This window comes from Salmonella sp. NW177 (assembly GCF_051811585.1).
Lineage (GTDB): Bacteria > Pseudomonadota > Gammaproteobacteria > Enterobacterales > Enterobacteriaceae > Salmonella > Salmonella enterica.
In genome coordinates, this window is the sequence record NZ_JAMMZV010000007.1 from 86,887 (window position 1) to 110,384 (window position 23,498).

General features: G+C 54.3%; 25 protein-coding genes and 1 pseudogene. 15 read left to right on the forward strand and 11 right to left on the reverse strand.

Annotated elements, in window-relative coordinates; genetic code table 11:
- Positions 1 to 9: 9 nt before the first annotated feature.
- The 12 genes from cybC (at position 10) to NA986_RS18800 (ending at position 8,697) form a co-directional block, all read left to right on the forward strand.
- A complete protein-coding gene (gene cybC / locus NA986_RS18745) occupies positions 10 to 396 on the forward strand; it encodes a cytochrome b562 (protein ID WP_023216473.1) in 387 nt (128 codons plus the stop codon).
- A 277-nt stretch (positions 397 to 673) separates the two neighbouring features.
- A complete protein-coding gene (locus NA986_RS18750) occupies positions 674 to 1,012 on the forward strand; it encodes a glycine dehydrogenase (RefSeq protein ID WP_001255103.1) in 339 nt (112 codons plus the stop codon).
- 10 nt (positions 1,013 to 1,022) lie between these two features.
- On the forward strand, positions 1,023 to 1,385 hold the full coding sequence (locus tag NA986_RS18755; protein ID WP_000435389.1) for an SFCGS family glycine-rich protein: 363 nt from the start codon (positions 1,023 to 1,025) through the stop codon (positions 1,383 to 1,385).
- A complete protein-coding gene (locus NA986_RS18760; RefSeq protein WP_000975187.1) occupies positions 1,385 to 1,687 on the forward strand; it encodes a DUF4312 family protein in 303 nt (100 codons plus the stop codon). The genes NA986_RS18755 and NA986_RS18760 overlap by 1 nt, the downstream gene beginning before the upstream one ends.
- 22 nt (positions 1,688 to 1,709) lie before the next feature.
- Complete coding sequence (locus NA986_RS18765; protein WP_000478578.1) at positions 1,710 to 2,486, forward strand: DUF4311 domain-containing protein; 777 nt, start codon at positions 1,710 to 1,712, stop codon at positions 2,484 to 2,486.
- 11 nt (positions 2,487 to 2,497) lie between these two features.
- A complete protein-coding gene (locus NA986_RS18770; protein WP_000392127.1) occupies positions 2,498 to 3,142 on the forward strand; it encodes a DUF4310 family protein in 645 nt (214 codons plus the stop codon).
- A gap of 58 nt (positions 3,143 to 3,200) precedes the next feature.
- On the forward strand, positions 3,201 to 4,334 hold the full coding sequence (locus NA986_RS18775) for an amidohydrolase/deacetylase family metallohydrolase (RefSeq protein ID WP_023216474.1): 1,134 nt from the start codon (positions 3,201 to 3,203) through the stop codon (positions 4,332 to 4,334).
- Positions 4,318 to 5,436 (forward strand): DgaE family pyridoxal phosphate-dependent ammonia lyase, encoded by a 1,119-nt coding sequence (locus tag NA986_RS18780; protein ID WP_023216475.1) that lies wholly within the window; start codon positions 4,318 to 4,320, stop codon positions 5,434 to 5,436. The genes NA986_RS18775 and NA986_RS18780 overlap by 17 nt, the downstream gene beginning before the upstream one ends.
- Entirely contained in the window at positions 5,433 to 6,173 is a 741-nt protein-coding gene (gene dagF, locus NA986_RS18785; protein WP_000779254.1) for a 2-dehydro-3-deoxy-phosphogluconate aldolase, read from the forward strand. The genes NA986_RS18780 and dagF overlap by 4 nt, the downstream gene beginning before the upstream one ends.
- A 16-nt stretch (positions 6,174 to 6,189) precedes the next feature.
- Positions 6,190 to 8,103 carry a BglG family transcription antiterminator gene (locus NA986_RS18790; protein ID WP_023216476.1) on the forward strand — a complete coding sequence of 638 codons (1,914 nt, stop codon included), beginning with the start codon at positions 6,190 to 6,192 and terminating at the stop codon, positions 8,101 to 8,103.
- Between the two features lie 77 nt (positions 8,104 to 8,180).
- On the forward strand, positions 8,181 to 8,423 hold the full coding sequence (locus NA986_RS18795; RefSeq protein WP_000212724.1) for a type II toxin-antitoxin system RelB/DinJ family antitoxin: 243 nt from the start codon (positions 8,181 to 8,183) through the stop codon (positions 8,421 to 8,423).
- Positions 8,413 to 8,697, forward strand: coding sequence for a type II toxin-antitoxin system RelE family toxin (locus tag NA986_RS18800; protein WP_000220581.1), 285 nt, complete (start codon positions 8,413 to 8,415; stop codon positions 8,695 to 8,697). Before NA986_RS18795 ends, NA986_RS18800 begins: the two co-directional genes overlap by 11 nt.
- 3 nt (positions 8,698 to 8,700) lie before the next feature.
- On the opposite strand, the gene nrdG is transcribed toward NA986_RS18800, so the two are convergent.
- From nrdG to treR, 5 genes are all read right to left on the reverse strand, one after another.
- Positions 8,701 to 9,165, reverse strand: a complete 465-nt coding sequence (gene nrdG / locus NA986_RS18805; RefSeq protein ID WP_001009175.1) for an anaerobic ribonucleoside-triphosphate reductase-activating protein — start codon at positions 9,163 to 9,165, stop codon at positions 8,701 to 8,703.
- A 216-nt stretch (positions 9,166 to 9,381) separates the two neighbouring features.
- Entirely contained in the window at positions 9,382 to 11,520 is a 2,139-nt protein-coding gene (gene nrdD / locus NA986_RS18810) for an anaerobic ribonucleoside-triphosphate reductase (RefSeq protein WP_000187818.1), read from the reverse strand.
- A 408-nt stretch (positions 11,521 to 11,928) separates the two neighbouring features.
- The gene (gene treC, locus NA986_RS18815) at positions 11,929 to 13,581 is read right to left on the reverse strand and encodes an alpha,alpha-phosphotrehalase (protein WP_070793923.1); all 1,653 of its coding nucleotides are present in this window, start codon (positions 13,579 to 13,581) and stop codon (positions 11,929 to 11,931) included.
- A 49-nt stretch (positions 13,582 to 13,630) separates the two neighbouring features.
- Positions 13,631 to 15,049 (reverse strand): PTS trehalose transporter subunit IIBC, encoded by a 1,419-nt coding sequence (gene treB, locus NA986_RS18820; RefSeq protein ID WP_023216477.1) that lies wholly within the window; start codon positions 15,047 to 15,049, stop codon positions 13,631 to 13,633.
- Between the two features lie 137 nt (positions 15,050 to 15,186).
- Positions 15,187 to 16,134 (reverse strand): trehalose operon repressor TreR, encoded by a 948-nt coding sequence (gene treR / locus NA986_RS18825; protein WP_023216478.1) that lies wholly within the window; start codon positions 16,132 to 16,134, stop codon positions 15,187 to 15,189.
- Between the two features lie 189 nt (positions 16,135 to 16,323).
- On the opposite strand from treR, the gene mgtL reads away from it, so the two are divergent.
- Together mgtL and mgtA are read left to right on the forward strand one after the other, a co-directional pair.
- On the forward strand, positions 16,324 to 16,377 hold the full coding sequence (gene mgtL / locus NA986_RS18830; protein ID WP_099374030.1) for a mgtA regulatory leader peptide MgtL: 54 nt from the start codon (positions 16,324 to 16,326) through the stop codon (positions 16,375 to 16,377).
- Positions 16,378 to 16,517: 140 nt separating this feature from the next.
- Positions 16,518 to 19,226, forward strand: a complete 2,709-nt coding sequence (mgtA, locus tag NA986_RS18835; RefSeq protein WP_198910091.1) for a magnesium-translocating P-type ATPase — start codon at positions 16,518 to 16,520, stop codon at positions 19,224 to 19,226.
- Between the two features lie 88 nt (positions 19,227 to 19,314).
- Here the strand turns inward: mgtA and ridA are convergent, their stop codons facing one another.
- The 4 genes from ridA to pyrL all read right to left on the reverse strand — a co-directional run bounded on the left by ridA (position 19,315) and on the right by pyrL (position 21,324).
- Entirely contained in the window at positions 19,315 to 19,701 is a 387-nt protein-coding gene (gene ridA, locus NA986_RS18840; RefSeq protein WP_000047544.1) for a 2-iminobutanoate/2-iminopropanoate deaminase, read from the reverse strand.
- 76 nt (positions 19,702 to 19,777) lie between these two features.
- Positions 19,778 to 20,239 carry an aspartate carbamoyltransferase regulatory subunit gene (gene pyrI, locus NA986_RS18845; RefSeq protein WP_000148567.1) on the reverse strand — a complete coding sequence of 154 codons (462 nt, stop codon included), beginning with the start codon at positions 20,237 to 20,239 and terminating at the stop codon, positions 19,778 to 19,780.
- A 12-nt stretch (positions 20,240 to 20,251) separates the two neighbouring features.
- Entirely contained in the window at positions 20,252 to 21,187 is a 936-nt protein-coding gene (gene pyrB, locus NA986_RS18850; protein ID WP_000013034.1) for an aspartate carbamoyltransferase, read from the reverse strand.
- Between the two features lie 35 nt (positions 21,188 to 21,222).
- Positions 21,223 to 21,324 carry a pyr operon leader peptide gene (gene pyrL / locus NA986_RS18855; RefSeq protein WP_000249504.1) on the reverse strand — a complete coding sequence of 34 codons (102 nt, stop codon included), beginning with the start codon at positions 21,322 to 21,324 and terminating at the stop codon, positions 21,223 to 21,225.
- On the opposite strand from pyrL, the pseudogene NA986_RS18860 reads away from it, so the two are divergent.
- Positions 21,304 to 21,445 (forward strand): annotated as a pseudogene (locus NA986_RS18860) (hypothetical protein). The gene pyrL and the pseudogene NA986_RS18860 sit on opposite strands and share 21 nt — an antisense overlap.
- On the opposite strand, the gene NA986_RS18865 reads toward NA986_RS18860, so the two are convergent.
- Positions 21,415 to 21,903 carry an arginine repressor gene (locus NA986_RS18865; RefSeq protein ID WP_000666051.1) on the reverse strand — a complete coding sequence of 163 codons (489 nt, stop codon included), beginning with the start codon at positions 21,901 to 21,903 and terminating at the stop codon, positions 21,415 to 21,417. The pseudogene NA986_RS18860 and the gene NA986_RS18865 overlap by 31 nt on opposite strands.
- Before the next feature lie 186 nt (positions 21,904 to 22,089).
- The gene (locus NA986_RS18870; RefSeq protein WP_000514435.1) at positions 22,090 to 23,493 is read right to left on the reverse strand and encodes a YfcC family protein; all 1,404 of its coding nucleotides are present in this window, start codon (positions 23,491 to 23,493) and stop codon (positions 22,090 to 22,092) included.
- Between the last annotated feature and the right edge of the window lie 5 nt (positions 23,494 to 23,498).

A 23,498-nucleotide genomic window follows, 5' to 3' on the forward strand; every position in this document is an offset into this window, starting at 1 on the left:
AAGTGAGCAATGCGTAAAAGCCTGTTAGCTATTCTTGCTGTGTCATCGCTGGTATTCGGTTCGGCTGTTTTTGCTGCCGATCTTGAAGATAATATGGATATTCTCAATGATAACCTGAAAGTTGTTGAGAAAACGGATAGTGCCCCTGAACTGAAAGCGGCATTAACCAAAATGCGCGCGGCCGCGCTGGATGCTCAAAAAGCTACGCCGCCAAAGCTGGAAGATAAAGCGCCGGATAGCCCGGAAATGAAGGATTTTCGTCACGGTTTTGACATTCTGGTCGGCCAAATTGATGGCGCGCTGAAGCTGGCGAGCGAAGGTAACGTTAAAGAAGCGAAAGCGGCGGCGGAAGCGCTAAAAACCACCCGCAATACGTATCATAAGAAGTATCGTTAATTTTTGTGGGATGGCGGCTTCGCTTTATCCGCAGGTCGCCATCCGGCAAACTGTAATACCCATCACACTTTCTCACTTTATACGACAACGTCATTGTTTCGCCATTTCCTCTTTATGCCGCGATAGATCTCACACTTTCCCGGCGATAATTCATTAATGCCGCCTTTTCTGTGGCGCAGATCACCTATCCCACTCGCGTTTCCACTTCGAGGTGGAAAATAACTCGCTACAAACTTTTAACCCTTGCCGCTAGTTTTATCTCATTGCCATTAACGGGGTGAGACGCGTGGATAACGGAGCAGTAAAACACGATGCCGGTGAGCGAATTAACGAACTGGCTGAACAGGTGTTAACGCAGGTGGATGGCCTGCTGGGGCGGCATCACATTGTCCCCAATGCGGTACAGACGCAAATGCTGACCTCGCACGTTCGCGCGATGGCGCACCGGTCAATTACCGGCGAGCCTTTACCGGAAGTCGATGCCAGCTTGTTTGATGAAATCTCAGCCGAATCAATGGCGCTCGCCCGCGAAATCGTGGCGGCGTTTGGCAACCTTCCTGACGAAGAAGCCTGGCTATTATCGGTACATTTTGAAGTCGCGAAAGACAACCTCTAAGGAGCAAAAAATGGAACAGATTACCGTCGTGATTGGCGATCGCCTGGGTAAAGGCCAGAAAGTGGCGGCAGGCGTGGAAAAAGCGGGCGGTCGCGCGGTCGTCGTACCGGGCGTCGCGGCAGACATGAAGCTGGGCGATGTGATGAAAGCGGAAAACGCCACCTTCGGCATTTCATTTTGCGGCAGCGGCGGCGCGGGCGCTATCACCGCGCAAAACAAGCATGGCTACAAAGCCAAATATGGAATGCGGTCAGTGGATGAAGGCGTCACCGCTATCAATGAAGGCTGCAACGTGTTGGGTTTCGGCTTTATGGATAAAGAAGAGCTCGGCGAGCGCCTGGTGCAGGCGTGGCAAAAGAAATACGGCGCCTGATGATGAAAGAGCAATTCACCACCACGGTGAGAGTAAAAGGCAAGGGCGACGCCAAAGCACGCGCCTTTGCCGATGCGCTGAACCATGTTCAGTCGGCGGTGATGAGAGAGTCGCCGTATATCTTACTGCGTATTGAGCCACAGGATGTGCGGATTGTTCAGGCGCATGAGTCGGTGCGTAAAGAGGCCTTTCTGTTTTTCTTTTTGCGCCGGGAACGACGCACTTACAGCGTGGAGCTGGATGTGACCGTCAACGTGACCGCCATCAATCTCGACAGGGTGGATTTCGTCGCGAAACGCTGATTTTTATTAAAAAGGCATAGTTATGTTCCTGATAATACTAATTAAATCGCTCATTATCGGCGCGCTGGTCGGCGTAGGGGTGGGCGCTGGGGCTGCACGCATGTTTCACGCGCCAACCACGCAGGGGATGGGCGCGTTCCGTACGTTGGGCGAACTCAACTCTTGTGAAGGCGACCCGGCATCTCACTTCTCCTTTGGGCTGGGTTTCTTCTTTAACGCCTGGGCGTCGTCTGTGGCGGCCGGATCGTTCACCCAGGATGTCGATCACCGCATCATCCCTAACTGGGGCGCGGCGGCGCTAATGATCAAAAACCGTAACGTCGGCGAGACGCTGCACGATCCGAAAAAAATGGCGATCGCCTGCGCCGTCATCGGCATGATTGTCGTAACGTTCCTTAACCTGACCGCCTCATCCGTGCCAGAGGCGCTACAGGTGACGGCGGTTAAGGTGCTGGTACCGGCGGCAAACCTGCTGGTCAACATCGTCATGCCTGTGATCTTCTGGTTAGCGGCGATCGACGCTGGTAAAAAATCGGGCTTCTGGGCCACCGTTTTCGGCGGCGCGGCGCAGCTCATCATGGGGAACGCCGTACCGGGGCTGGTGCTGGGTATTTTGATCGGTAAAGGCGTAGAAGAGAGCGGCTGGAACCATGTCACCAAAGTGATGATGGTCGCCATCGTTTTGCTGTTTGTGTTGAGCGGCTTCTTCCGCGGCTTCGACATGAAAATGATCGAGTCTTTCAACATGACGGTACCGAACTGGCTTGAACTGATCCACAACTCGCTCAGCGGCAAATAACGGAGGCCACAATGGAAGAGAATAAAGGTTTTTGGTATGCCGACTGGTCGTTCCCGATCTTTGTTGGCCTGCTCTCCTCCGGCGTTTTCGCCGGGACGCATATGTACTATCTGTACGGTATCGGCGCATTTAACGAAGTCGCTTTTGTGGCGATGTTGAAAGCGGGGATGGATACCGGCGTCTACGGCGCGGTCGCCGCTTTCGGCGCCAGCTTTTTATTTGCCCGCATTATCGAAGGTTCGCTGGTCGGAATTCTGGATATCGGCGGGGCAATTCAGACCGGCGTGGGCTTAGGGGTTCCGGCGTTACTGCTGGGAGCCGGCTTTGTCTTCCCGGTGGCGAACTTTATCGCTTCGCTGATAACCGGTCTGGTGATTGGCCTGGCGATTGGCTACATCATTATTCTGGCGCGTAAGTTCACCATCAATCAGAGCGACTCCACGTACGGGGCGGACGTCATGATGGGGGCCGGTAACACTTCAGGCCGTTTTCTGGGGCCGTTGATTATCCTCAGCGCCATGACGGCATCGATTCCCATTGGTCTGGGCTCTCTGGTGGGCGCGCTGCTGTTTTATATCTGGCAGAAGCCGATTACCGGCGGCGCGATTTTAGGCGCGATGATCCTCGGTTCCATCTTCCCGATTGCGATTAGCTAACTGTTGATTTGTAGGCCGGATAAGGCGGTTGCGCCGCCATCCGGCAAAGGAGAGAGCGATGTTTGATTTACTCCTGCGCCATGCGCGTCTGGTCGATGACACGCTGACTAATATTGCCCTGCAAGATGGCAAAATCGCGGCGTTGGGTGACGTTGATGGTCCGGCGCTGAAAACCATTGACCTGCGCGGCGAGTGTTACGTTAGTGCGGGTTGGATTGATTCTCACGTTCACTGCTACCCGACATCGCCGATTTACCATGACGAACCGGACAGCGTGGGTATTGCCACTGGCGTTACCACAGTGGTGGATGCCGGTAGCACTGGCGCAGACGACATTGATGATTTTTACACCCTGACCCGTGATGCGGCCACCGAGGTTTATGCGCTGTTGAATGTTTCACGCGTCGGGCTTATTGCCCAAAACGAGCTGGCTAACATGGCCAATATTGACGCCGATGCGGTCCGGCAGGCGGTAAAACGCCATCCGGATTTTATCGTCGGCCTCAAGGCGCGGATGAGCAGCAGCGTAGTAGGCGTTAACGGCATCACGCCGCTGGAACGCGCTAAAGCCATGCAGCAAGAAAACGGCAACCTGCCGCTGATGGTACATATTGGAAATAACCCGCCGGATCTGGACGAAATCGCGGAGCGTCTGACGGCGGGCGATATCATTACCCACTGTTACAACGGTAAGCCGAACCGTATTCTGACGCCGGAAGGCGAGCTGCGCGCCTCGGTGACACGAGCGCTGGCGCGCGGCGTGCGTCTGGACGTCGGACATGGTACCGCCAGCCTGAGCTTTGCAGTGGCGAAACGCGCTATTAGCCTGGGGATTTTACCGCATACCATCAGTTCCGATATCTACTGCCGTAACCGCATTAATGGCCCGGTGCATTCGCTGGCTAATGTGATGTCGAAATTCCTCGCCATCGGCATGTCGCTGCCGCAGGTCATTGCGTGCGTGACGGCCAATGCCGCCGATAGCCTGAATCTGAAAACCAAAGGTCGTCTTCAGCCTGGTCTGGATGCCGACCTGACCCTCTTTACGCTTAAACGCCAGCCCACCGTGTTGGTAGACGCGGAACACGACAGCTTACAGGCTGAAGAATTGCTGACGCCGCTTGCCGCGATACGCGCAGGCAAGGGCTATATGACCGAACAAGGGAGCGCGGAACATGCCTTCGATTTTTGAGAAGTATCAATTAAAACAGGTGATTAACGCCTCCGGACGTATGACGGCGCTCGGCGTCTCTACGCCGCGCCCGGAAGTGATAGACGCGGCGATGGCCGGAATGAATCAGTATTTCGAGATGAAAGATCTGGTGAATAAAACCGGCGAGTACATTGCGAAATTGCTGGAGGTGGAAGGGGCGACGGTAGTCTCCTGCGCCAGTGCGGGCCTTGCCCAGTCGGTTGCCGCGGTACTGGTTCAGGACAGCGACTGGCTGCTGGAAAACCTGCACGTTACACCGATTGAAAATAACGAAATCGTCCTGCCAAAGGGCCACAACGTCAACTTTGGCGCGCCGGTGGGAACGATGGTGGCGCTGGGCGGCGGCAAACTGGTGGAAGCCGGTTACGCCAACGAATGTTCCGCCGCGCAGTTGGCGGCGGCCATTACACCGCGCACGGCGGCTATTCTCTATATCAAATCTCACCACTGCGTACAGAAAAGTATGCTCAGCGTGGAGCAGGCTGCGGTGGTGGCGCGCACGCATAATCTCCCGCTGATTGTAGACGCGGCGGCGGAAGAAGATTTGCAGTGCTACTACCGCATGGGCGCAGATCTCGTTATCTATAGCGGCGCGAAAGCGATTGAAGGGCCGACCAGCGGGCTGGTGATTGGCAAAACGCAGTATGTTGAGTGGGTAAAACGTCAGTCAGCGGGCATTGGCCGGGCGATGAAGGTGGGCAAGGAGGGAATTGTTGGCCTGACCTGTGCCATTGAATTGTACCTGCGCGCGCAAAAAGAGAGCGGCGCGGAGATGGTAGAAAAAATGGCGCCCTTTATCGACACGTTGAACACGTTTAACGGCGTCAGCGCCCGTGTGGTGTGGGACAGCGCCGGACGCGACATCGCGCGCACGGAAATTAAGTTTGATGAAGCCGTTACCGGCATCGCCACAGGCGATCTGGTGGAGGCGCTCAAACAGGGCGACTATGCGATTTATTTTCGCGGATACAAAGCCAACGAAGGGATTATTGAAGCGGATGTCCGCAGCGTCGATCGCGCGCAGTTAGCGATTGTGGCGCGTCGTATTAGTGAGGTGATTAATCAGGAGAAAAAAGCATGAAACTGACCCCTAACTTTTACCGCGATCGCGTTTGCCTGAACGTACTGGCCGGTTCGAAAGATAACGCCCGGGAGATCTACGCGGCGGCGGAAGGTCATGTGCTGGTTGGCGTGCTCTCCAAAAACTATCCGGATGTGGCAAGCGCAGTCGCGGATATGCGTGAATATGCGGCGCTTATCGACAATGCGCTCTCCGTCGGACTGGGGGCAGGCGATCCTAACCAGTCGGCGATGGTGAGCGAAATCTCGCGTCAGGTACAGCCGCAGCATGTCAACCAGGTGTTTACCGGCGTAGGGGCCAGCCGGGCGCTGCTGGGGCAAAACGAGACGGTGGTGAACGGTCTTGTCTCGCCGACCGGCACGCCGGGGCTGGTGAAAATTTCCACTGGCCCGCTAAGCAGCCGCGCGCCGGACGGCATCGTACCCATAGAAACGGCGATTGCGCTACTCAAAGACATGGGCGGCAGCTCCGTTAAATACTTTCCGATGGGAGGGCTCACCTGTCGCGACGAGTATAAAGCGGTGGCTGACGCCTGCGCCCGCCATGATTTCTGGCTGGAACCGACGGGCGGTATCGATCTGGAAAACTTCGCCGAGATTCTGCACATCGCCCTTGATGCAGGTGTAAGCAAAATCATTCCTCACATTTATAGTTCGATTATTGATAAGGTGAGCGGCAACACCCGTGCGGACGATGTGCGTCAGTTACTCGCTATCGTCCGGTCGCGTGTCGGCTAATCATGAGGAGAGAGACGTGCGATTCCCCAACCAACGTTTAGCGCAGCTATTTGCGATGCTGCAAAACGAGACGCTGCCGCAGGACGAACTGGCGCAGCGGTTGTCGGTCTCCACGCGTACCGTTCGGGCGGATATCGCCGCGCTGAACATGTTGCTGACGCCGCATGGCGCGCAATTTACTCTCAGCCGCGGCAACGGGTATCAGCTCAAAATTGATGATCCGGCACGTTATCAATCCCTGCAAACGCAGCAATCTCCCGCCCTGGCGCGCGGTCCGCGCACCAGCCAGGAGCGGATACACTATTTGCTGGCGCGTTTTTTAACCTCCGCCTTCTCGCTGAAGCTGGAGGATTTGGCAGATGAATGGTTTGTCAGCCGTGCGACGCTGCAGAACGACATGGCGGACGTGCGCGAGCATTTGCAGCGTTATCATCTGACGCTGGAAACGCGTCCGCGTCATGGCATGAAATTGTTTGGCGGAGAGATGGCGATTCGCGCCTGTCTGACCGACCTTTTATGGACGCTGGCGCAGCAGGAGCCCTCCCATCCGTTAATTGTTAGTACCACGCTGAACACCGAGGTGTCTCAACGGCTGCAGTCTCTTTTGCCGGATATTTTCTCTCATTGTCAAATCCGCCTGACCGATGAGAGCGAACTGTTTCTGCGTTTATACTGCGCGGTGGCGGTACGGCGTATTCGCGAGGGGTATCCTTTATCGGAATGCGTGGCAGAGGAGGTCGATGAAAAAGTGCGCCATGCGGCGCATGAGATTGCGGAGCTACTACAACAGCTGGCCGACAAGCCGCTGTCGGAGCCGGAAGTAAGCTGGCTGAAGGTGCATATTGCCGCCCGCCAGGTACAGGAAATTGCCCCCAGCGCCATTAATGCCGATGATGAAGAGGCGCTGGTGCACTATATCCTCAATTTTATTAATACCCAGTACAACTATAACCTGTTGAATGATAAACAGCTCCACGCGGACTTGCTGACTCACATCAAAACGATGATCACCCGCGTGCGCTACCAGATCATGATCCCCAACCCACTACTGGAAAATATTAAGCAGCACTATCCGATGGCATGGGATATGACGTTGGCGGCGATATCGAGTTGGGGAAAATACACGCCGTATACCATTAGCGAAAACGAAATCGGTTTTCTGGTGCTGCATATTGGTGTTGGGCTGGAACGTAGTTACAACATTGGCTACCAGCGGCAGCCGCAGGTACTGCTGGTGTGCGATGCTGGTAATGCGATGGTACGGATGATTGAAGCGGTACTGGCGCGGAAATACCCGCAGATTGAGATTGCCCGCACTCTGACGCTACGCGACTATGAGGCGCGGGACAGCATTGTGGAGGATTTTGTGATTTCCACGGCGCGGATCGGCGAAAAAGATAAACCGGTTATCATGATCGCCCCCTTTCCTACCGACTATCAATTGGAGCAGATCGGTAAGCTGGTGCTGGTGGACAGAACCCGTCCGTGGATGCTGGATAAATATTTCGATGCCTCGCATTTTCGCATCGTGGAGGGGGAAATAGATCAACAGACGCTGTTTAAAACGCTGTGCGATCAGTTGCACGAGGAAGGCTTTGTTGATGCGGCGTTTCTCGATTCGGTTATTGAACGTGAAGCTATCGTCAGTACGTTATTAGGCGACGGGATTGCCTTGCCGCACGCGCTGGGGCTGCTGGCGAAGAAAACGGTGGTTTATACGGTGCTCGCGCCGCAGGGGATTGTCTGGGGTGACGAAACGGCGCACGTTATTTTTTTACTCGCCATCAGCAAAAGTGAATATGAAGAGGCGATGGCCATCTACGATATTTTCGTCACTTTCCTGCGCGAACGCGCCATGACGCGCCTCTGCGCATGTCAGAATTTTACGCAATTTAAAACGGTCGCGATGGAGTGCGTGAGTCGTTTTTGAGAGGCGTTATCCAGAATTCGATGTAATGCGAATGTAATGCTAAGCTGCATTACACATTCGATTTTACTGGAGGCATAATGGCCACGCTGAACGTCCGTCTGGATGACAAACTCAAAAATGAGGCTTATGCCGTGCTGGAAAAACTGAACATTACTCCAACGGAAGCCGTGCGATTACTGTTCCAGTACGTCGCGGAAACGGGGCGCATGCCAGTGAAAACCGTCACTCTTAGCGACAGTGAAGATGCATTGATTCAGACAGTTCGGGAGAGGCTGTCTAGTCCGCAAAAGGGAATCAAGGTTAGTCTGGATGACTTATGAACTGGAATTCGACCCGAGGGCCTTAAAAGAGTGGCATAAGCTGGGCGATACGGTGAAGGCTCAGCTTAAGAAAAAGTTGGCTGATGTGCTATTGAACCCCAGAATCGACTCTGCCCGTTTAAACGGTCTTCCTGACTGCTATAAAATTAAGCTTAAATCGTCCGGTTATCGTCTGGTGTACCAGGTTCGGGATGAAGTTGTGATTGTGTTTGTTGTTGCGGTCGGCAAGCGAGAACATTCAGCCGTCTATCACGATGCAAACAAACGGCTTTAGCGATCAACGCAAATGATGCACTACCTGGTTGCTGCTACCGCGCCAGATAAGCGCCGGGTCTTTCAGATCCTGCACAAATTTGCCATCGACCAGCACGTTGATGAGATCGACCACCTGCATCTGTGCGGCGCTGAGTTCATCGAGCTTGTAGCCAGTCCACACCCAGATATCTTTCCCCGGGCACTCCGCGTGGATGCGTTGTACCAGTGCCAGGATATCCGGTACGTTTTGCGGATGCAGCGGATCGCCGCCCGACAGCGAGATCCCCTGACGGTGAATGCGCGTGTCGTTCAGATCGGCAATGATCTTATCTTCCATCTCTTTGGTAAACGGCTGGCCGGAATTGAGCCGCCAGGTGCTTTTGTTGTAGCAGCCAGGGCATTCATGCACGCACCCTGACACAAACAGGGTGCAGCGGGTGCCGGGGCCGTTAACGATGTCTACGGGGTAGTATTGGTGAAAGTTCATGTTTCCTCGTTGCATTTGGCGCTGTAGCGGCGTTGGCCGCTCTTACTTACCCAGGTCACTTACTTATGTAAGCTCCCTGGGATTCGTTCGTTTGCCGCCTTGCTACAACACCAACTGCTTAGAGGAAACTCATGAAATTGGAACTATAGCCAGCGGTTGTAGGCCGGATAAGGTGTTTACACCGCCATCCGGCATTTACGCATTGCAAACGGAGGATTAACCTATCTGCCCATTGCCTAAATGCTTCACGCGGCGCTTCACTTCTTCCTGCTTACCGGCGTTAAACGGGCGTGCGTCCGGGCTGCCTAAATAACCGCACACGCGGCGGGTGACCGAGACGCGTGCGGCGTCGTGGTTGCCGCATTTTGGGCAGGTAAAACCTTTACTGGTACATTCGAACTCGCCGGTAAAGCCGCACTCGTAGCATTCATCGATCGGCGTGTTGGTGCCGTAATACGGTACATGCTGATAGCTGTAATCCCAGACATCTTCCAGCGCTTTCAGGTTGTGCTGAATGTTCGGGTATTCGCCGTAGCAAATGAAACCCCCGTTCGCCAGCGGCGGATACGGCGCTTCGAAATCGATTTTGTCGTACGGGTTAACCTTCTTCTCCACGTCGAGGTGGAAGCTGTTGGTGTAGTAACCTTTATCGGTTACGCCCGGCACCACGCCGAACTCGGCGGTATCCAGACGGCAGAAGCGGTCACAGAGGTTTTCACTTGGCGTGCTGTACAGGCTAAAGCCGTAGCCGGTCTCGTCTTTCCACTGATCCACGGCCTGGCGCAGACGCTCCACAATCGCGATGCCTTTAGCGCGAAGCTGCTCGCTGTCGTACAGGTGCTCGCCGCCGAACAGCGCGTTAATGGTTTCATGGATACCAATGTAGCCCAGAGAGATGGACGCACGACCATTTTTAAAGATTTCAGACACGTCATCGTCCGCTTTCAGCCGCACGCCGCAGGCGCCTTCCATATACAGGATAGGCGCGACGCGGGCTTTCACGCCTTCAAGGCGGGCGATACGGGTCATCAGCGCCTTCCGCGCCAGCGCCAGACGTTCATCCAGCAGTTTCCAGAATGCGGTTTCGTCGCCTTTTGCTTCCAGCGCGATGCGCGGCAGGTTAAGGCTAATCACGCCCAGGTTGTTACGCCCGTCGTGGATCTGCTCGCCGTTTTCGTTCTCCCACACGCCGAGGAAGCTGCGGCAGCCCATTGGCGTTTTGAACGAACCGGTGACTTTGACCACCTGATCGTAGTTGAGGATGTCCGGATACATGCGCTTGCTCGCGCACTCCAGCGCCAGTTGTTTAATGTCGTAGTTCGGATCGCCAAACTTGTGGTTCAAACCGTCGCGGATAGCGAAGACCAGTTTCGGGAACACGGCGGTTTTGCGATTTTTACCCAGACCGGCGATACGGTTACGCAAAATAGACGCCTGGATCAGACGCGACTCCCAACTGGTGCCGAGGCCAAAACCAAAGGTCACGAAAGGCGTCTGGCCGTTAGCGGTGTGCAGCGTGTTAACTTCGTATTCCAGCGACTGGAAGGCGTCGTAGCACTCTTTTTCGGTGCGAGAACGCGCATACCCTTCGGCATCCGGGATCTGCCACTCATCGGCGGTTTTGCGGTGCTTGTTATAGCTTTCGGTGACAAACGGCGCCAGCACTTCGTCGATACGGTTAATGGTGGTGCCGCCATAAATATGGCTGGCGACCTGCGCGATAATCTGCGCGGTAACGGCAGTGGCGGTAGAGATAGATTTTGGCGGTTCGATCTCGGCGTTACCCATCTTGAAGCCCTGGGTCAACATGCCTTTCAGGTCGATCAACATACAGTTGAACATCGGGAAGAACGGCGAATAGTCGAGATCGTGATAGTGGATATCGCCGCGCTCATGCGCTTGTACTACGTCACGCGGCAACAGGTGCTGGCGGGCATAGTGTTTGGCGACAATCCCGGCCAGCAAATCGCGCTGGGTGGGAATGACTTTACTGTCTTTGTTGGCGTTTTCATTGAGCAACGCGGAGTTAGTTTGCTCTACCAGGCCGCGAATTTCCTGGTTCAGACGACCACGCTTTTCACGCTGAATGTCGCGATCGTGACGGTATTCGATGTAGGCGCGGGCAAGCTGTTTGTACGGGCCGGACATCAGTTGGTTTTCAACCGCAGTTTGGATCTCGTTAATATCCACCTGACTGCGTGCGTTCATTTGGCTGCTAACGACTTCTGCGACGGTGGCACAGTAATCTGCGTCATCGACTCCCGCTGCTTTAGCTGCACGTAGAATGGCTTCCTTAATGCGCTCTGATTTGAATGGCACTTTACAGCCATCTCGTTTCATCACATGCGGTGTCATGATCACTCCATATTTGTAAGAACAGGTTATCCACAGAGGCCGGGGAAGCCATAACAGGTTTATTCATCTCTTTTCCAACGACTTCCCGCAATCCTGACCCAGGTTATCCACAATTCACCTTGTGTCGAGTGAACAGGTGTTGTAGCAATTGTAGTCAATTAATACAACATATTGGGTCGGCGTGCATTTTAAAGTCTATATGTAGTGATTTGCATCAAGGATGTTTGCAATTTTATTGATGTAGAACAAGGTAAAAATCAGAGCGTACAGATGGCGGGCGCTGTAGCGTTTGTAAAAGATAGCAAGAAAAATCTGATTAATTATTCAACAAAAACAGTCAGTAACCTGGAGCAACGCCACAGCCCGTGTCAATAGGTTTGTGGCGTTTATCCGTATAAGGACGTCGCGTTAGCGTTGTAACCACCAGATGGCTTCAAATGGGCGGAGCGTCATCGCGGCTGGCTGGCTGGCGACCTCGCCATAATTGTGCAGTAGCGCCTGCCACTGTCCTTTGATATGCGACGGATGCCACTCCTGGCACTGGTCGCTCAGATTGGCGACAACCAGCAGGGCTTGCCCCTGCCACTGGCGGCGATAACACCATACTGATGGGCTATCCGGGAGGAGATCCTGATAATCGCCCCAGATCAGTACAGGCTGGGTTTTACGTAGCGCAATCAGCTTTTGATAGGTGTAAAACACCGAGTTTTCATCGCGTAATGCCGCCTCGACGTTAACCTCCGTATAGTTATCGCACAGGCTTATCCACGGCTCGCCCTGGGTGAAACCGGCGTTTTTACCGTTGTCCCATTGCATCGGCGTGCGGCTGTTGTCGCGGGATTTACTGGCCAGAATAGCCAGTAGTTCGTCGGGGTCGCGTCCGGCGGCGCGTAGCGCGGCAAACATGTTATGGCTTTCCACGTCGCGATAATCGGTGATGCGGGTAAAGTGTGGGTTGGTCATGCCGATTTCTTCGCCCTGATAGATATAAGGCGTCCCTTGCATACCGTGCAGCGCCATCGCCAACATTTTCGCGGCTGGAACCCGGTATTCACCCTCGTCGCCAAAGCGGGAAACGATGCGCGGCTGATCGTGATTACACCAGAATAACGCGTTCCAGGCGACGTTATGCATTCCCTGTTGCCAGTGGCGGAACAACGCTTTCAGCGCCACATAATCAGGTTTTGCCAGCGTCCACTTTTCGCCATTGGGGTAATCCACCTTCAGATGATGAAAATTGAAGGTCATCGAGAGTTCGTCGCCGCTAAGCGCGGCATATTGCTGGCAGTTTTCCAGCGTGGTAGAGGACATTTCGCCTACCGTCATCAGATTACGCGGTGTAAAAACGTCACGGTTCATTTCGCGTAAAAACGTATGCGCGCGCGGCCCGTCGGTATAAAAGCGGCGTCCGTCGCCCGTCGGATCGTCAGGAAAATCCTGATCTTTGGCGATCAGGTTCACCACGTCCAGACGCAGGCCATCCACGCCGCGATCGGCCCAGAATTCGCAGACCTTTTTCAGCTCGGCGCGCACGGCGGGGTTTTCCCAGTTCAGGTCGGCCTGTTCAGGCGCGAAAAGGTGTAAATAATATTGTTCGCTCTGGCTATGCCAGCGCCAGGCGCTGCCGCCAAATTTGGATTGCCAGTTATTCGGGCAGACATCCGGCGTGCCATCGCGCCAGATATAAAACTGACGGTATGGGCTCTCTTTGTTCAGCGCTTCGCGAAACCAGGCGTGCTGGGTAGAAGTATGGTTAAACACCATATCCAGGATGATGCGAATACCGCGTGCTTTCGCCTGCGCGACCAGCTCGTCAAAATCATCCAGCGTGCCGTAGGTCGGGTCGATAGCCGTATAATTTGCGACGTCATAACCGTTATCCACCTGTGGCGAGATATAAAACGGCGTGAGCCAGATGGCATCTACGCCGAGTCGCTGTAGATAGTCAAGGCGCTGCGTGACGCCGCGTAAATCGCCGGTGCCGCTGCCGGTCGTGTCCTGAAAACTTTTCGGGTAGATCTGATAAATAACGCCGTTTTGCCACCAGAGGGGAATAGTCATTGTTGTTTCCTGCAAGTGCGTTGGGACGCAACTGCGCCCCGAAGAAGAATTAGACAATTTGTAATGTGCCCTGACGATGCTTACGCTGATAGATAAAGGTGGTCAGAATCACCGAGATAACGATCGCGATAACCATCGCCATGCCGTACACCTGCCAGTAGCGCGGCGGTATAGACAGGATACCCGGCAGGCCGCCCACGCCGATACCGTTGGCGATGACGCCGTTCAGACCGCAGAGCAGTCCCGCCAGACCAGAGCCGATCATCGCGCACAGCATCGGAAAACGATACTTCAGGTTGATACCGTACATCGCCGGTTCGGTTACCCCAAGGTAAGCGGAAATGGCGGCAGGAACGGAGATCTCGCGTTCATTGTGTTTACGGCTGGAGATGATGATGCCCACCACGGCGGAGGCCTGCGCGATATTCGACAGCGCAATCAGCGGCCAGACTGGCGTACCGCCCATGCTCTGGATCATCTGCATATCGATAGCGAGCGTTGTCTGGTGGACGCCGGTAATGACCAACGGGGCATACAGGAAGCCGAACAGCGCCGCGCCTATCGGGGCGAAACTGCCGGTCATCAGATAACGTACCGCAAAGGCCACGCCGTCGCCGATCATACGACCAAAGGGGCCGATAAAGGTATGGGCGAGAAAGACGGCCAGTATCAACGAACAAACCGGGACGACGACCAGGTAGAGATAATCCGGCACGATGCGTTTCAACCGCGTTTCAATAAACCCAAGCGCCAGCCCTGCCAGTAGCGCCGGGATAACCTGCGCCTGGTAGCCCACTTTCTCAATGCTAAATAAGCCGAAGTTCCAGACGTCCGGCGTTTGCTGGCCCAGCAGATACGCATTCATCAACTGCGGCGACACCAGCGTCACGCCGAGCACGATACCAAGAATCGGCGTGCCGCCCACTTTTTTCACCGCCGACCAGCAGATCCCCACCGGCAGATAGAAAAAGATCGCTTCGCCGATCAACCATAAAAAATCATAAAGCGTTTTTAGCGCCGGATGCATCTGCGCCAGCGTTTGGCCGTTGCTCATCGGCACATCGCCGATCACGTTACGAAAGCCTAAGATCAAACCGCCACTGATCAACGCCGGTAGTAGCGGAAAGAAGATCTCCGCGAAATGGGAAATTAACTGCTCATGCCACTTCATGTTCTGGCGAGCGGCTTTTTTTGCCTGCTCTTTATCGGCATACGCTTTGCCGGTGGTCTCCAGCAGCGCGTTATAGTAATCGCCGACTTCGGTGCCGATCACCACCTGAAACTGCCCGGCGTTGGTGAAACAGCCTTTAACCATCGGTAATTGTTCGATCTCTTTTGGCCTGGCGTTCGCGGGCTGGTGGAGCACAAAGCGCAGGCGAGTAATGCAGTGGCTCACCGTGGCGATGTTGTCGCGCCCGCCAACCAGGTCAATCAGCCGGTCGATATCGGCTTGTTTTACTTTGCTCATCGTAAAGCCTCATGGCAGAGGAGGTATGTTATGGGTTGGCGCAAGAGTATCTCTTCAACGTTGGTTTAAAAATGGGAACGTTCCCGAAACGCTGCGACGATCACAAATTACTCGTGGTATTCCGTTTAATCAGTCACTCAGGCGAGGGTAGAAGGAATGACGATCCGGCGCGGATCGCAGCGGCCATTGATCTGTTCGATCAGTTGCGAAGCCGCCTGCCGTCCGGCTTCAGCATAGCCAGGATCGACAGTGACGATCTCCGGGTGCAGGAATTTTATCAGCGGCGTGTTCCCGACGCTTGCCAGTTGCAGCGTCTCAATACGTTGCTCCTGTAAATACTTGCTGGCGCCCAACGCCAGCGTATCGGTGGCGCAGACTAACGCGGTGGTATCCGGCATGATGACGCTTGCCGTATGCTCATAGCCCTGCTTCATGGCAAGACCGGGCAGGGCGGCGACGGGATGAAGTTTATGTTTTTTGCAAAACGCCAGGTATGCGTCATGCCGACGTTTGCCGGTGGTAATATCGCTATGGGGAACGCCCAGAAAGCTAATGTTGCGGTGTCCCTGCTCATACAGCCGCTGCATAAGGATATGAATCGCGCCCTCGTCGTCGTAACAGACGGAGGCAAAACCTTGCGCATCTCTTGCCAGCAGCACCAGCGAGGCTTTCCAGGGGGCGATCAACTCTTCTGTGATGCCGGTAAAGCCAAACAGCACCACGCCATCAATGTTACGTCGTCTGAGCATGCCCAGATGTTCCATTACCAGCGTCGGCGAGAACTGACTTTCCATCATAATAGGGTCGTAGCCCTGTTCATAAAACGCAGGCAGCATGGTCTGAACCGCGAGGTTTTCAGACAACGAATCAAGGCGAGTGACGATAATAGCGACCACTTTATCGCTTTGTCCCCGCATCGCGCGGGCGGAGCGGGACGGAGAGAAACTGTGTTGATTCATCACCGCTTCGACACGCTCGCGGGTACGTTCGCTTACGCCGCTCTCATTGTTAAGCACGCGGGAAACGGTTGATTTCCCTACGCCGCTCAGGCGGGCGATGTCTTTGATAGTGAGCCGGTTTTGCATCCTGTTTTCCCGTGGCGTGACGCTGATGGTGATAAAAAGAGTAACTTTACTCAAGCGAAGGGCAATGGGCAAAGTCTGGTTTATCGTTGGTTTAATTACGTAACGGTATGATACCGCCATAATTGCCACAAAACTTATGGATTTATGCGTATAATCCGCGGCGCAAATTATTTACTTACCGGAGGCGACATGGACCCTGAACCCACCCCTCTCCCGCGATGGAGAATTTTCCTTTTCCGGTAAGCCTGCCTCTGCTGTCTTACCGGTGTGTAAGACAGTGACACAATAACGTCCCTGTTTTTATTTAAACATTGCTCATCGGGCAAGGCTTTGCCGCGCCTGAAGAATTTTCTGCGCCTGACTTCGGCGCGGAGGGATTACCTATGCTAAAAACCATTACCCGCCAGCTTTTTGCCCGGCTTAATCGTCATTTGCCTTATCGTCTGGTTCACCGCGATCCGCTGCCCGGCGCGCAGACCGCGGTAAATGCGACTATCCCGCCTTCGCTGAGCGAGCGCTGTCTGAAAGTCGCGGCAATGGAGCAGGAGACTCTCTGGCGCGTTTTTGATACGCACCCGGAGGGATTAAACGCCGCCGAGGTGACGCGCGCGCGTGAAAAGCATGGCGAAAACCGCCTTCCGGCACAGAAACCCTCGCCATGGTGGGTGCATCTGTGGGTATGTTATCGCAATCCTTTCAACATCTTACTTACGATTCTTGGCGGCATTTCTTATGCCACGGAGGATCTGTTTGCCGCAGGCGTTATCGCCCTGATGGTCGGTATCTCAACGCTGCTGAATTTTGTGCAGGAAGCGCGCTCGACAAAAGCGGCGGGCGCGCTAAAAGCGATGGTGAGCAATACCGCTACCGTACTGCGGGTTATTAATGAAAATGGCGAAAACGCCTGGCTGGAATTACCCATCGATCAACTGGTGCCCGGCGATATTATTAAGCTGGCGGCGGGGGATATGATCCCGGCGGATTTACGGATTATCCAGGCGCGCGATCTGTTTGTCGCCCAGGCGTCGCTGACCGGCGAATCTCTGCCAGTCGAGAAAGTCGCCGCGACGCGTGAGCCCCGGCAAAATAACCCGCTTGAGTGCGACACGCTGTGCTTTATGGGGACGAACGTCGTGAGCGGAACGGCGCAGGCCGTGGTGATGGCGACCGGCGCCGACACCTGGTTTGGTCAATTGGCGGGGCGCGTTTCGGAACAAGATAACGAGCAGAACGCTTTCCAGAAAGGAATTAGCCGCGTCAGTATGTTGCTGATCCGCTTTATGCTGGTCATGGCGCCGGTAGTACTGATTATTAATGGTTACACGAAAGGTGACTGGTGGGAAGCGGCGCTATTTGCGCTCTCGGTCGCGGTAGGGCTCACCCCGGAAATGTTGCCGATGATCGTCACCTCTACCCTCGCGCGCGGGGCGGTGAAACTCTCGAAACAGAAAGTTATCGTGAAGCACCTTGATGCGATTCAGAACTTCGGCGCGATGGATATTCTGTGCACCGATAAAACCGGCACACTGACGCAGGACAAAATTGTGCTGGAGAATCATACAGATATTTCTGGTAAGCCCAGCGAGCATGTACTGCATTGCGCCTGGCTGAACAGCCATTATCAGACCGGTCTAAAAAATTTACTGGATACGGCAGTCCTGGAGGGAGTAGACGAAACCGCCGCGCGTCAGCTCTCCGGACGCTGGCAGAAAATCGATGAGATCCCGTTTGATTTTGAGCGTCGCCGGATGTCGGTGGTGGTCGCCGAAGATTCGAACGTGCATCAACTGGTCTGCAAAGGCGCGTTACAGGAGATCCTGAACGTGTGTACTCAGGTGCGCCACAACGGCGATATTGTGCCGCTGGACGACAATATGCTGCGCCGGGTGAAACGCGTTACCGACACGCTGAACCGTCAGGGGCTACGCGTGGTCGCCGTCGCGACCAAATACCTGCCTGCGCGTGAGGGCGACTACCAGCGTATCGATGAATCTGACCTGATCCTGGAAGGGTATATTGCTTTTCTCGATCCGCCGAAAGAGACCACCGCGCCGGCGCTGAAAGCGCTGAAGGCGAGCGGAATTACGGTGAAAATTCTCACCGGCGACAGCGAGCTGGTAGCGGCAAAGGTTTGCCATGAGGTTGGGCTGGATGCGGGCGATGTCGTTATTGGCAGTGATATTGAAGGGTTAAGCGACGACGCGCTGGCGGCGCTGGCCGCCCGTACGACGTTGTTTGCGCGTCTGACGCCGATGCATAAAGAGCGCATCGTCACTTTGCTCAAACGCGAGGGGCATGTGGTCGGTTTTATGGGCGACGGGATTAACGATGCCCCGGCGTTGCGGGCGGCGGATATTGGTATCTCGGTAGATGGTGCGGTGGACATCGCCCGTGAAGCCGCCGATATTATTCTGCTGGAAAAGAGCCTGATGGTGCTGGAAGAAGGCGTCATTGAAGGTCGTCGTACTTTTTCTAATATGTTGAAATATATCAAGATGACGGCCAGCTCAAATTTCGGTAACGTGTTTAGCGTACTGGTGGCGAGCGCCTTTTTGCCGTTCCTGCCAATGCTGCCGCTGCACTTGCTGATTCAAAACCTGCTGTACGATGTATCCCAGGTGGCGATTCCGTTTGATAATGTCGATGAAGAACAAATTCAAAAGCCGCAGCGCTGGAATCCGGCAGATTTGGGGCGCTTTATGGTCTTTTTCGGTCCGATCAGCTCGATTTTTGACATTTTGACCTTTTGTCTGATGTGGTGGGTATTTCATGCGAATACGCCAGAAACGCAAACTTTGTTCCAGTCCGGCTGGTTTGTGGTGGGATTACTGTCGCAAACGCTGATTGTGCATATGATCCGTACCCGCCGTCTGCCGTTTATTCAAAGTCGCGCCGCCTGGCCGCTGATGGCGATGACATTGTTGGTGATGGTGGTGGGAGTTTCGTTGCCGTTTTCGCCCCTGGCGTCTTACCTGCAGTTGCAGGCGCTGCCGTTAAGCTATTTCCCGTGGCTGATTGCCATTCTGGCGGGCTATATGACGTTAACCCAGTTAGTGAAAGGGTTTTACAGCAGACGTTATGGCTGGCAGTAAGCGTCGAAGTATTGTGCATTATCGGCCTGGATGGCATACCAGGCCGAATAAGCGATAGCGCCATCCGGCCACTATCTATAAACGAGCGTTAGCGACGAACAGCGATCGCTTCAATCTCAATTTTCACGTCTTTCGGCAGACGGGCAACTTCCACGCAGGAACGCGCCGGGAAGGTGGCGTTGTGCTCGGTGAAGAAGGCTTCGTAGGTGGCGTTGACGGTCGCGAAATCGTTCAGGTCTTTCACGAATACGGTCGTTTTCACAATGTCGCCTACTTTCAGGCCAGCGGCTTCCACGATAGCTTTAACGTTTTCCAGCGACTGACGTGCCTGAGCGGATACGTCTTCCGCTACGGCACCGGTTTTCGGATCGACCGGAATCTGACCGGAAGTGATTACCATGCTACCCAGGTCAACGCCCTGTACGTATGGGCCGATTGCTGCTGGTGCATTTTCCGTCGCAATAGTTTTGCTCATGATTTCTCCTGAATTACAGCGGTAATAGAATGTCCCCGCTCATTATAGGGAGCCGGGATCTCATAACCAACCCAAATTAGTTGGCCAGCACCACATAATGCGAAAACTCTTTTTCACAGTATTTGCATTTGAGGGCGATATCATTGGCGCGTTTTTTCACTGCAAAGCTGGAGGATACCGGTTCCGCGTGGCTGATGCAGTTGCTGTTCGGGCAAACCAGCACATTATTAATACGCTCTGGCAGGCTGGGGCGTGATTTCCCGACTACGTCGTAGTTGTCGATGCGGTTAACGGTGGCCTGCGGCGCGTACAGAGCAAGTTGGTTAACCTGCTCATCGGTGAGGAAGGTGTTTTCTATTTTGATTAAGTCTTTACGCCCCATCTCGCCAGACGGGAGATTCAGACCGATAGTGATTCGCTGATCGGTCTCGGTCAATTTAAACAGACTCAGCAGTTTAAAGCCTACCTGCGCAGGGATATGGTCAATCACGGTGCCGCATTTAATGGCTTCAACCTGCAGTTTGTTATCGTGTGTCATCGCTTTTCTCCCTTACAGACTCAGTTCGCTATTCAGTACCAACGCCAGTAACGCCTGGCGAGCGAAAATACCGTTGCCCGCTTGTTGGAAGTACCAGGCGTGTGGCGTTTTATCCACATCCGTGGTGATTTCATCAATGCGCGGCAGCGGGTGCAGCACTTTCATATTTTCACGCGCGCCGTTCAGGTCGCTGGCGCGCAGAACAAACTGCGCCTTCACATTGGCGTACTCCGACGGGTCGAGACGCTCTTTCTGTACGCGAGTCATATAGAGGATGTCGACGTCGGCCATGACCTCTTCAATAGAACCATGCAGGCTCCAGGCCATCCCTTTTTCATCCAGCATATCCAGAATGTACTGCGGCATCGCCAGCGCGTCCGGCGCGATAAAATAAAAACGGTTGCCGCTAAATTTCGCCAGCGCCTGGGTTAGCGAATGCACGGTGCGGCCATATTTCAGATCGCCGACCATCGCGATATGCAGGTTATCCAGACGGCCCTGCGTTTCCTGGATGGTGAACAGATCCAACAGGGTCTGCGTCGGATGCTGGTTCGAACCGTCGCCCGCATTGAGCACCGGCACATGACCGGAAAACTCCGTCGCCAGACGTGCCGCGCCTTCTTGCGGATGGCGCATCACAATCGCGTCCACGTAAGTGCTAATCACTGAGATCGTGTCGGCTAACGTTTCTCCTTTTTTCCCCAGCGACGTGTTGGCGCTGTCGGAGAAGCCCACTACGCTGGCGCCCAGGCGATGCATTGAAGTTTCAAACGACAGGCGGGTACGCGTGGAGGCTTCGAAAAAGCAGCTGGCGATCACTTTATGTTTCAATAGCTCCGGCTGCGGGTTGGCTTTTAATTTCGCCGCCGTCGCCAGTACCAGATTAAGATCGTCGCGGCTGAGGTCGTTTATGGAAATGATATGTTTTTGATATAGCGGGTTAGCCATGTTTATCTCCTGACGCCTGGGCAAAAAAAAGCCCCTCAATTGAGGGGCTTGGTATTGGTTTTCAACGGAAAGAAAAACGGCAGGCCTGCGTCTTTTTTCAGACGCGGTAAGACAGAATGTCGTACACACTGAACCATGCTTCCTCCCGGCAAATTGTCCGCGATTATACTCAGCTCTGTTTTGGGATCAAGCGAATTAATGCATGATTTACTTATCGCAAACGGTTCTTATGAATTTAAATTCATTTTAAGCAAATAATTAATTTGTTTGTGTACCAGCGCCGTGCGCTGAACGACCCGCGGTGCGACCCAGACAATACTGCTACCGGCAACGACGCCGAGAATTTCCGGCAATGCGTGGTAATCCAGAATTCTCGCGACGGCGCGACCATAACCTGCCGCCGTATGGATAAGGATAAATTCGCTATTATGTTCAACGCTGACGACCATTTCGGCTATTGAACGTCCGGCATCCGGCGAAGGACGCCGCTGGGGATTTACGGAATAAATCTTTTGTCCCTTCGTGTTTCTGATTTTTATTGCGCCCAGCAGCTTGAGCAGGCGCGAAACTGTAGACTGGCTGATACCTTCAAATCCCTCATTTTGTAAATCGCGGCGAATCTCCTCCTGGGACAGGTAACTTTTTTCACTAATCAGGCGCTGACAAACCGCCAGTTGCTGTTGTTCTTTGGCGGAGTAATCATCGTATTCCTTCATAAATGCACCTTATCTTTATTATTGATATCAACGGACTGGCGAAATTCATCACATTTGTCACATTGATTGCGGATCAATCGGGCGGTTTTGCAGGAAAATGAGAAGCCGATCAAAAAAGGTGACGGCGTGCCTGATGGCGCTGTGCTTATCAGTCCTGTCGGATAAGACGCGTCGCCATCTGGCTCGTTACATCATCGCTCCGATGCTCAGTACCGCCATGTTCAGCAATGTCAGGATCAGCAACAGCGGCGCGACCCATTTCAGATAGCGGACATAGGGAACCCGCGCGATCGCCAGACCGCCCATGACCACGGCGGAGGTGGGAGTAACCAGGTTCACAATCCCGGAGGCCGACTGGTAGGCGGTTACGACCAAATCCCGCTGTACGTGGGCAAAATCCGCTAACGGCGCCATAATGGGCATCGTCAATACGGCAAGACCGGAAGAGGAGGGCACCAGGAAGGAGAGCAATACTTCCAGCCAGTAGGTTACGTTTATGAAAATGGTGGTAGAGAGGCCGGAAACCAGACTTTCCGCGCTGTGCAAAATGGTGTGGGTAATCATACCGTTATCCATGACCACCACAATGCCGCGCGCGATACCAATAATTAGCGCCACGCCGAGTAAATCCCGCGCGCCGTCAATAAAGGTACTGGTGAACGCTTCCTCACCCATCCGCGTTATCACGCCAACGATAATCGCCGCCGCCAGAAAGACGCCGGAGATTTCCGCCATCCACCAGCCGAGAACCGCCACGCCGTAAATCATCACCGCGAAAGAGGCGGCGAAGATCAGCAGCACCCATTTCCGGGTAGCCGTAAACTCCAGCAGAGTATTGGCGCGATTGCCAAGGAAATGGGCGCGATTTTCCTCCATTTTATCCGCCACGATAGAAAGCTCAGGATGGGCGCGGACTTTGCGCGCATAGCGCATTACCCAAAACACGCACAGTACGTAGCCGACAATTAACAGCAGTACGCGCATCAGCATTCCCTGAGTAAAAGGGATGCCGGCGGCGTTGGCGGCAATGACCGTGGCGAAAGGGTTAATGGTCGAACCGAGCGTGCCTATCCCTGCGCCGAGCAGTACGGTTGCCGCCGCCACTAACGGATCGAAGCGGGCCGCCATCATGACTGGTACCAGCAGCGTGTAGAAGGGCAACGACTCCTCCGCCATGCCATAGATAGTGCCGCCTGCGGCGAACAGCGCCATCAGAATGGGGATCATCCACTCATCTTTGCCGTTGAGTTTGACTGTTACCCGTTCAATACCGGCATCAATCGCCCCCGTTTTATTCACCACCCCCAGAAAGCCGCCGATAATCAAGACAAACAGCGCGACGTCAATGGCGCCGGCGGTGTAGGTTTCGTGATTATAGAGGCCGTCAATCGGCGCCAGTAAAACAGCGGTAATCCCTTGCGGATGCGCGTCCACGGGAGCATACGTTCCCGCCACCGGCACCTCTTTTCCCAGCGTGGCGTTCATCGCCATTTGGTATTTTCCCGCCGGCACAATCCAGGTCATCACCGCGACCAGGGCAATAAGAATAAACAGGATGGTATAAGCGGTGGGAAATTTAAATTTACCCATGATGT

Bases quoted from the DNA above. Each gene is read 5' to 3' on its own strand.
- cybC (WP_023216473.1), top strand. From the start codon at position 10: ATGCGTAAAAGCCTGTTAGCTATTCTTGCTGTGTCATCGCTGGTATTC.
- NA986_RS18755 (WP_000435389.1), top strand. From the start codon at position 1,023: ATGGAACAGATTACCGTCGTGATTGGCGATCGCCTGGGTAAAGGCCAG.
- NA986_RS18760 (WP_000975187.1), top strand. From the start codon at position 1,385: ATGATGAAAGAGCAATTCACCACCACGGTGAGAGTAAAAGGCAAGGGC.
- NA986_RS18765 (WP_000478578.1), top strand. From the start codon at position 1,710: ATGTTCCTGATAATACTAATTAAATCGCTCATTATCGGCGCGCTGGTC.
- NA986_RS18770 (WP_000392127.1), top strand. From the start codon at position 2,498: ATGGAAGAGAATAAAGGTTTTTGGTATGCCGACTGGTCGTTCCCGATC.
- NA986_RS18775 (WP_023216474.1), top strand. From the start codon at position 3,201: ATGTTTGATTTACTCCTGCGCCATGCGCGTCTGGTCGATGACACGCTG.
- NA986_RS18780 (WP_023216475.1), top strand. From the start codon at position 4,318: ATGCCTTCGATTTTTGAGAAGTATCAATTAAAACAGGTGATTAACGCC.
- dagF (WP_000779254.1), top strand. From the start codon at position 5,433: ATGAAACTGACCCCTAACTTTTACCGCGATCGCGTTTGCCTGAACGTA.
- NA986_RS18795 (WP_000212724.1), top strand. From the start codon at position 8,181: ATGGCCACGCTGAACGTCCGTCTGGATGACAAACTCAAAAATGAGGCT.
- NA986_RS18800 (WP_000220581.1), top strand. From the start codon at position 8,413: ATGACTTATGAACTGGAATTCGACCCGAGGGCCTTAAAAGAGTGGCAT.
- nrdG (WP_001009175.1), bottom strand. From the start codon at position 9,165: ATGAACTTTCACCAATACTACCCCGTAGACATCGTTAACGGCCCCGGC.
- nrdD (WP_000187818.1), bottom strand. From the start codon at position 11,520: ATGACACCGCATGTGATGAAACGAGATGGCTGTAAAGTGCCATTCAAA.
- treC (WP_070793923.1), bottom strand. From the start codon at position 13,581: ATGACTATTCCCCTCTGGTGGCAAAACGGCGTTATTTATCAGATCTAC.
- treB (WP_023216477.1), bottom strand. From the start codon at position 15,049: ATGAGCAAAGTAAAACAAGCCGATATCGACCGGCTGATTGACCTGGTT.
- treR (WP_023216478.1), bottom strand. From the start codon at position 16,134: ATGCAAAACCGGCTCACTATCAAAGACATCGCCCGCCTGAGCGGCGTA.
- mgtA (WP_198910091.1), top strand. From the start codon at position 16,518: ATGCTAAAAACCATTACCCGCCAGCTTTTTGCCCGGCTTAATCGTCAT.
- ridA (WP_000047544.1), bottom strand. From the start codon at position 19,701: ATGAGCAAAACTATTGCGACGGAAAATGCACCAGCAGCAATCGGCCCA.
- pyrI (WP_000148567.1), bottom strand. From the start codon at position 20,239: ATGACACACGATAACAAACTGCAGGTTGAAGCCATTAAATGCGGCACC.
- pyrB (WP_000013034.1), bottom strand. From the start codon at position 21,187: ATGGCTAACCCGCTATATCAAAAACATATCATTTCCATAAACGACCTC.
- pyrL (WP_000249504.1), bottom strand. From the start codon at position 21,324: ATGGTTCAGTGTGTACGACATTCTGTCTTACCGCGTCTGAAAAAAGAC.
- NA986_RS18865 (WP_000666051.1), bottom strand. From the start codon at position 21,903: ATGAAGGAATACGATGATTACTCCGCCAAAGAACAACAGCAACTGGCG.
- NA986_RS18870 (WP_000514435.1), bottom strand. From the start codon at position 23,493: ATGGGTAAATTTAAATTTCCCACCGCTTATACCATCCTGTTTATTCTT.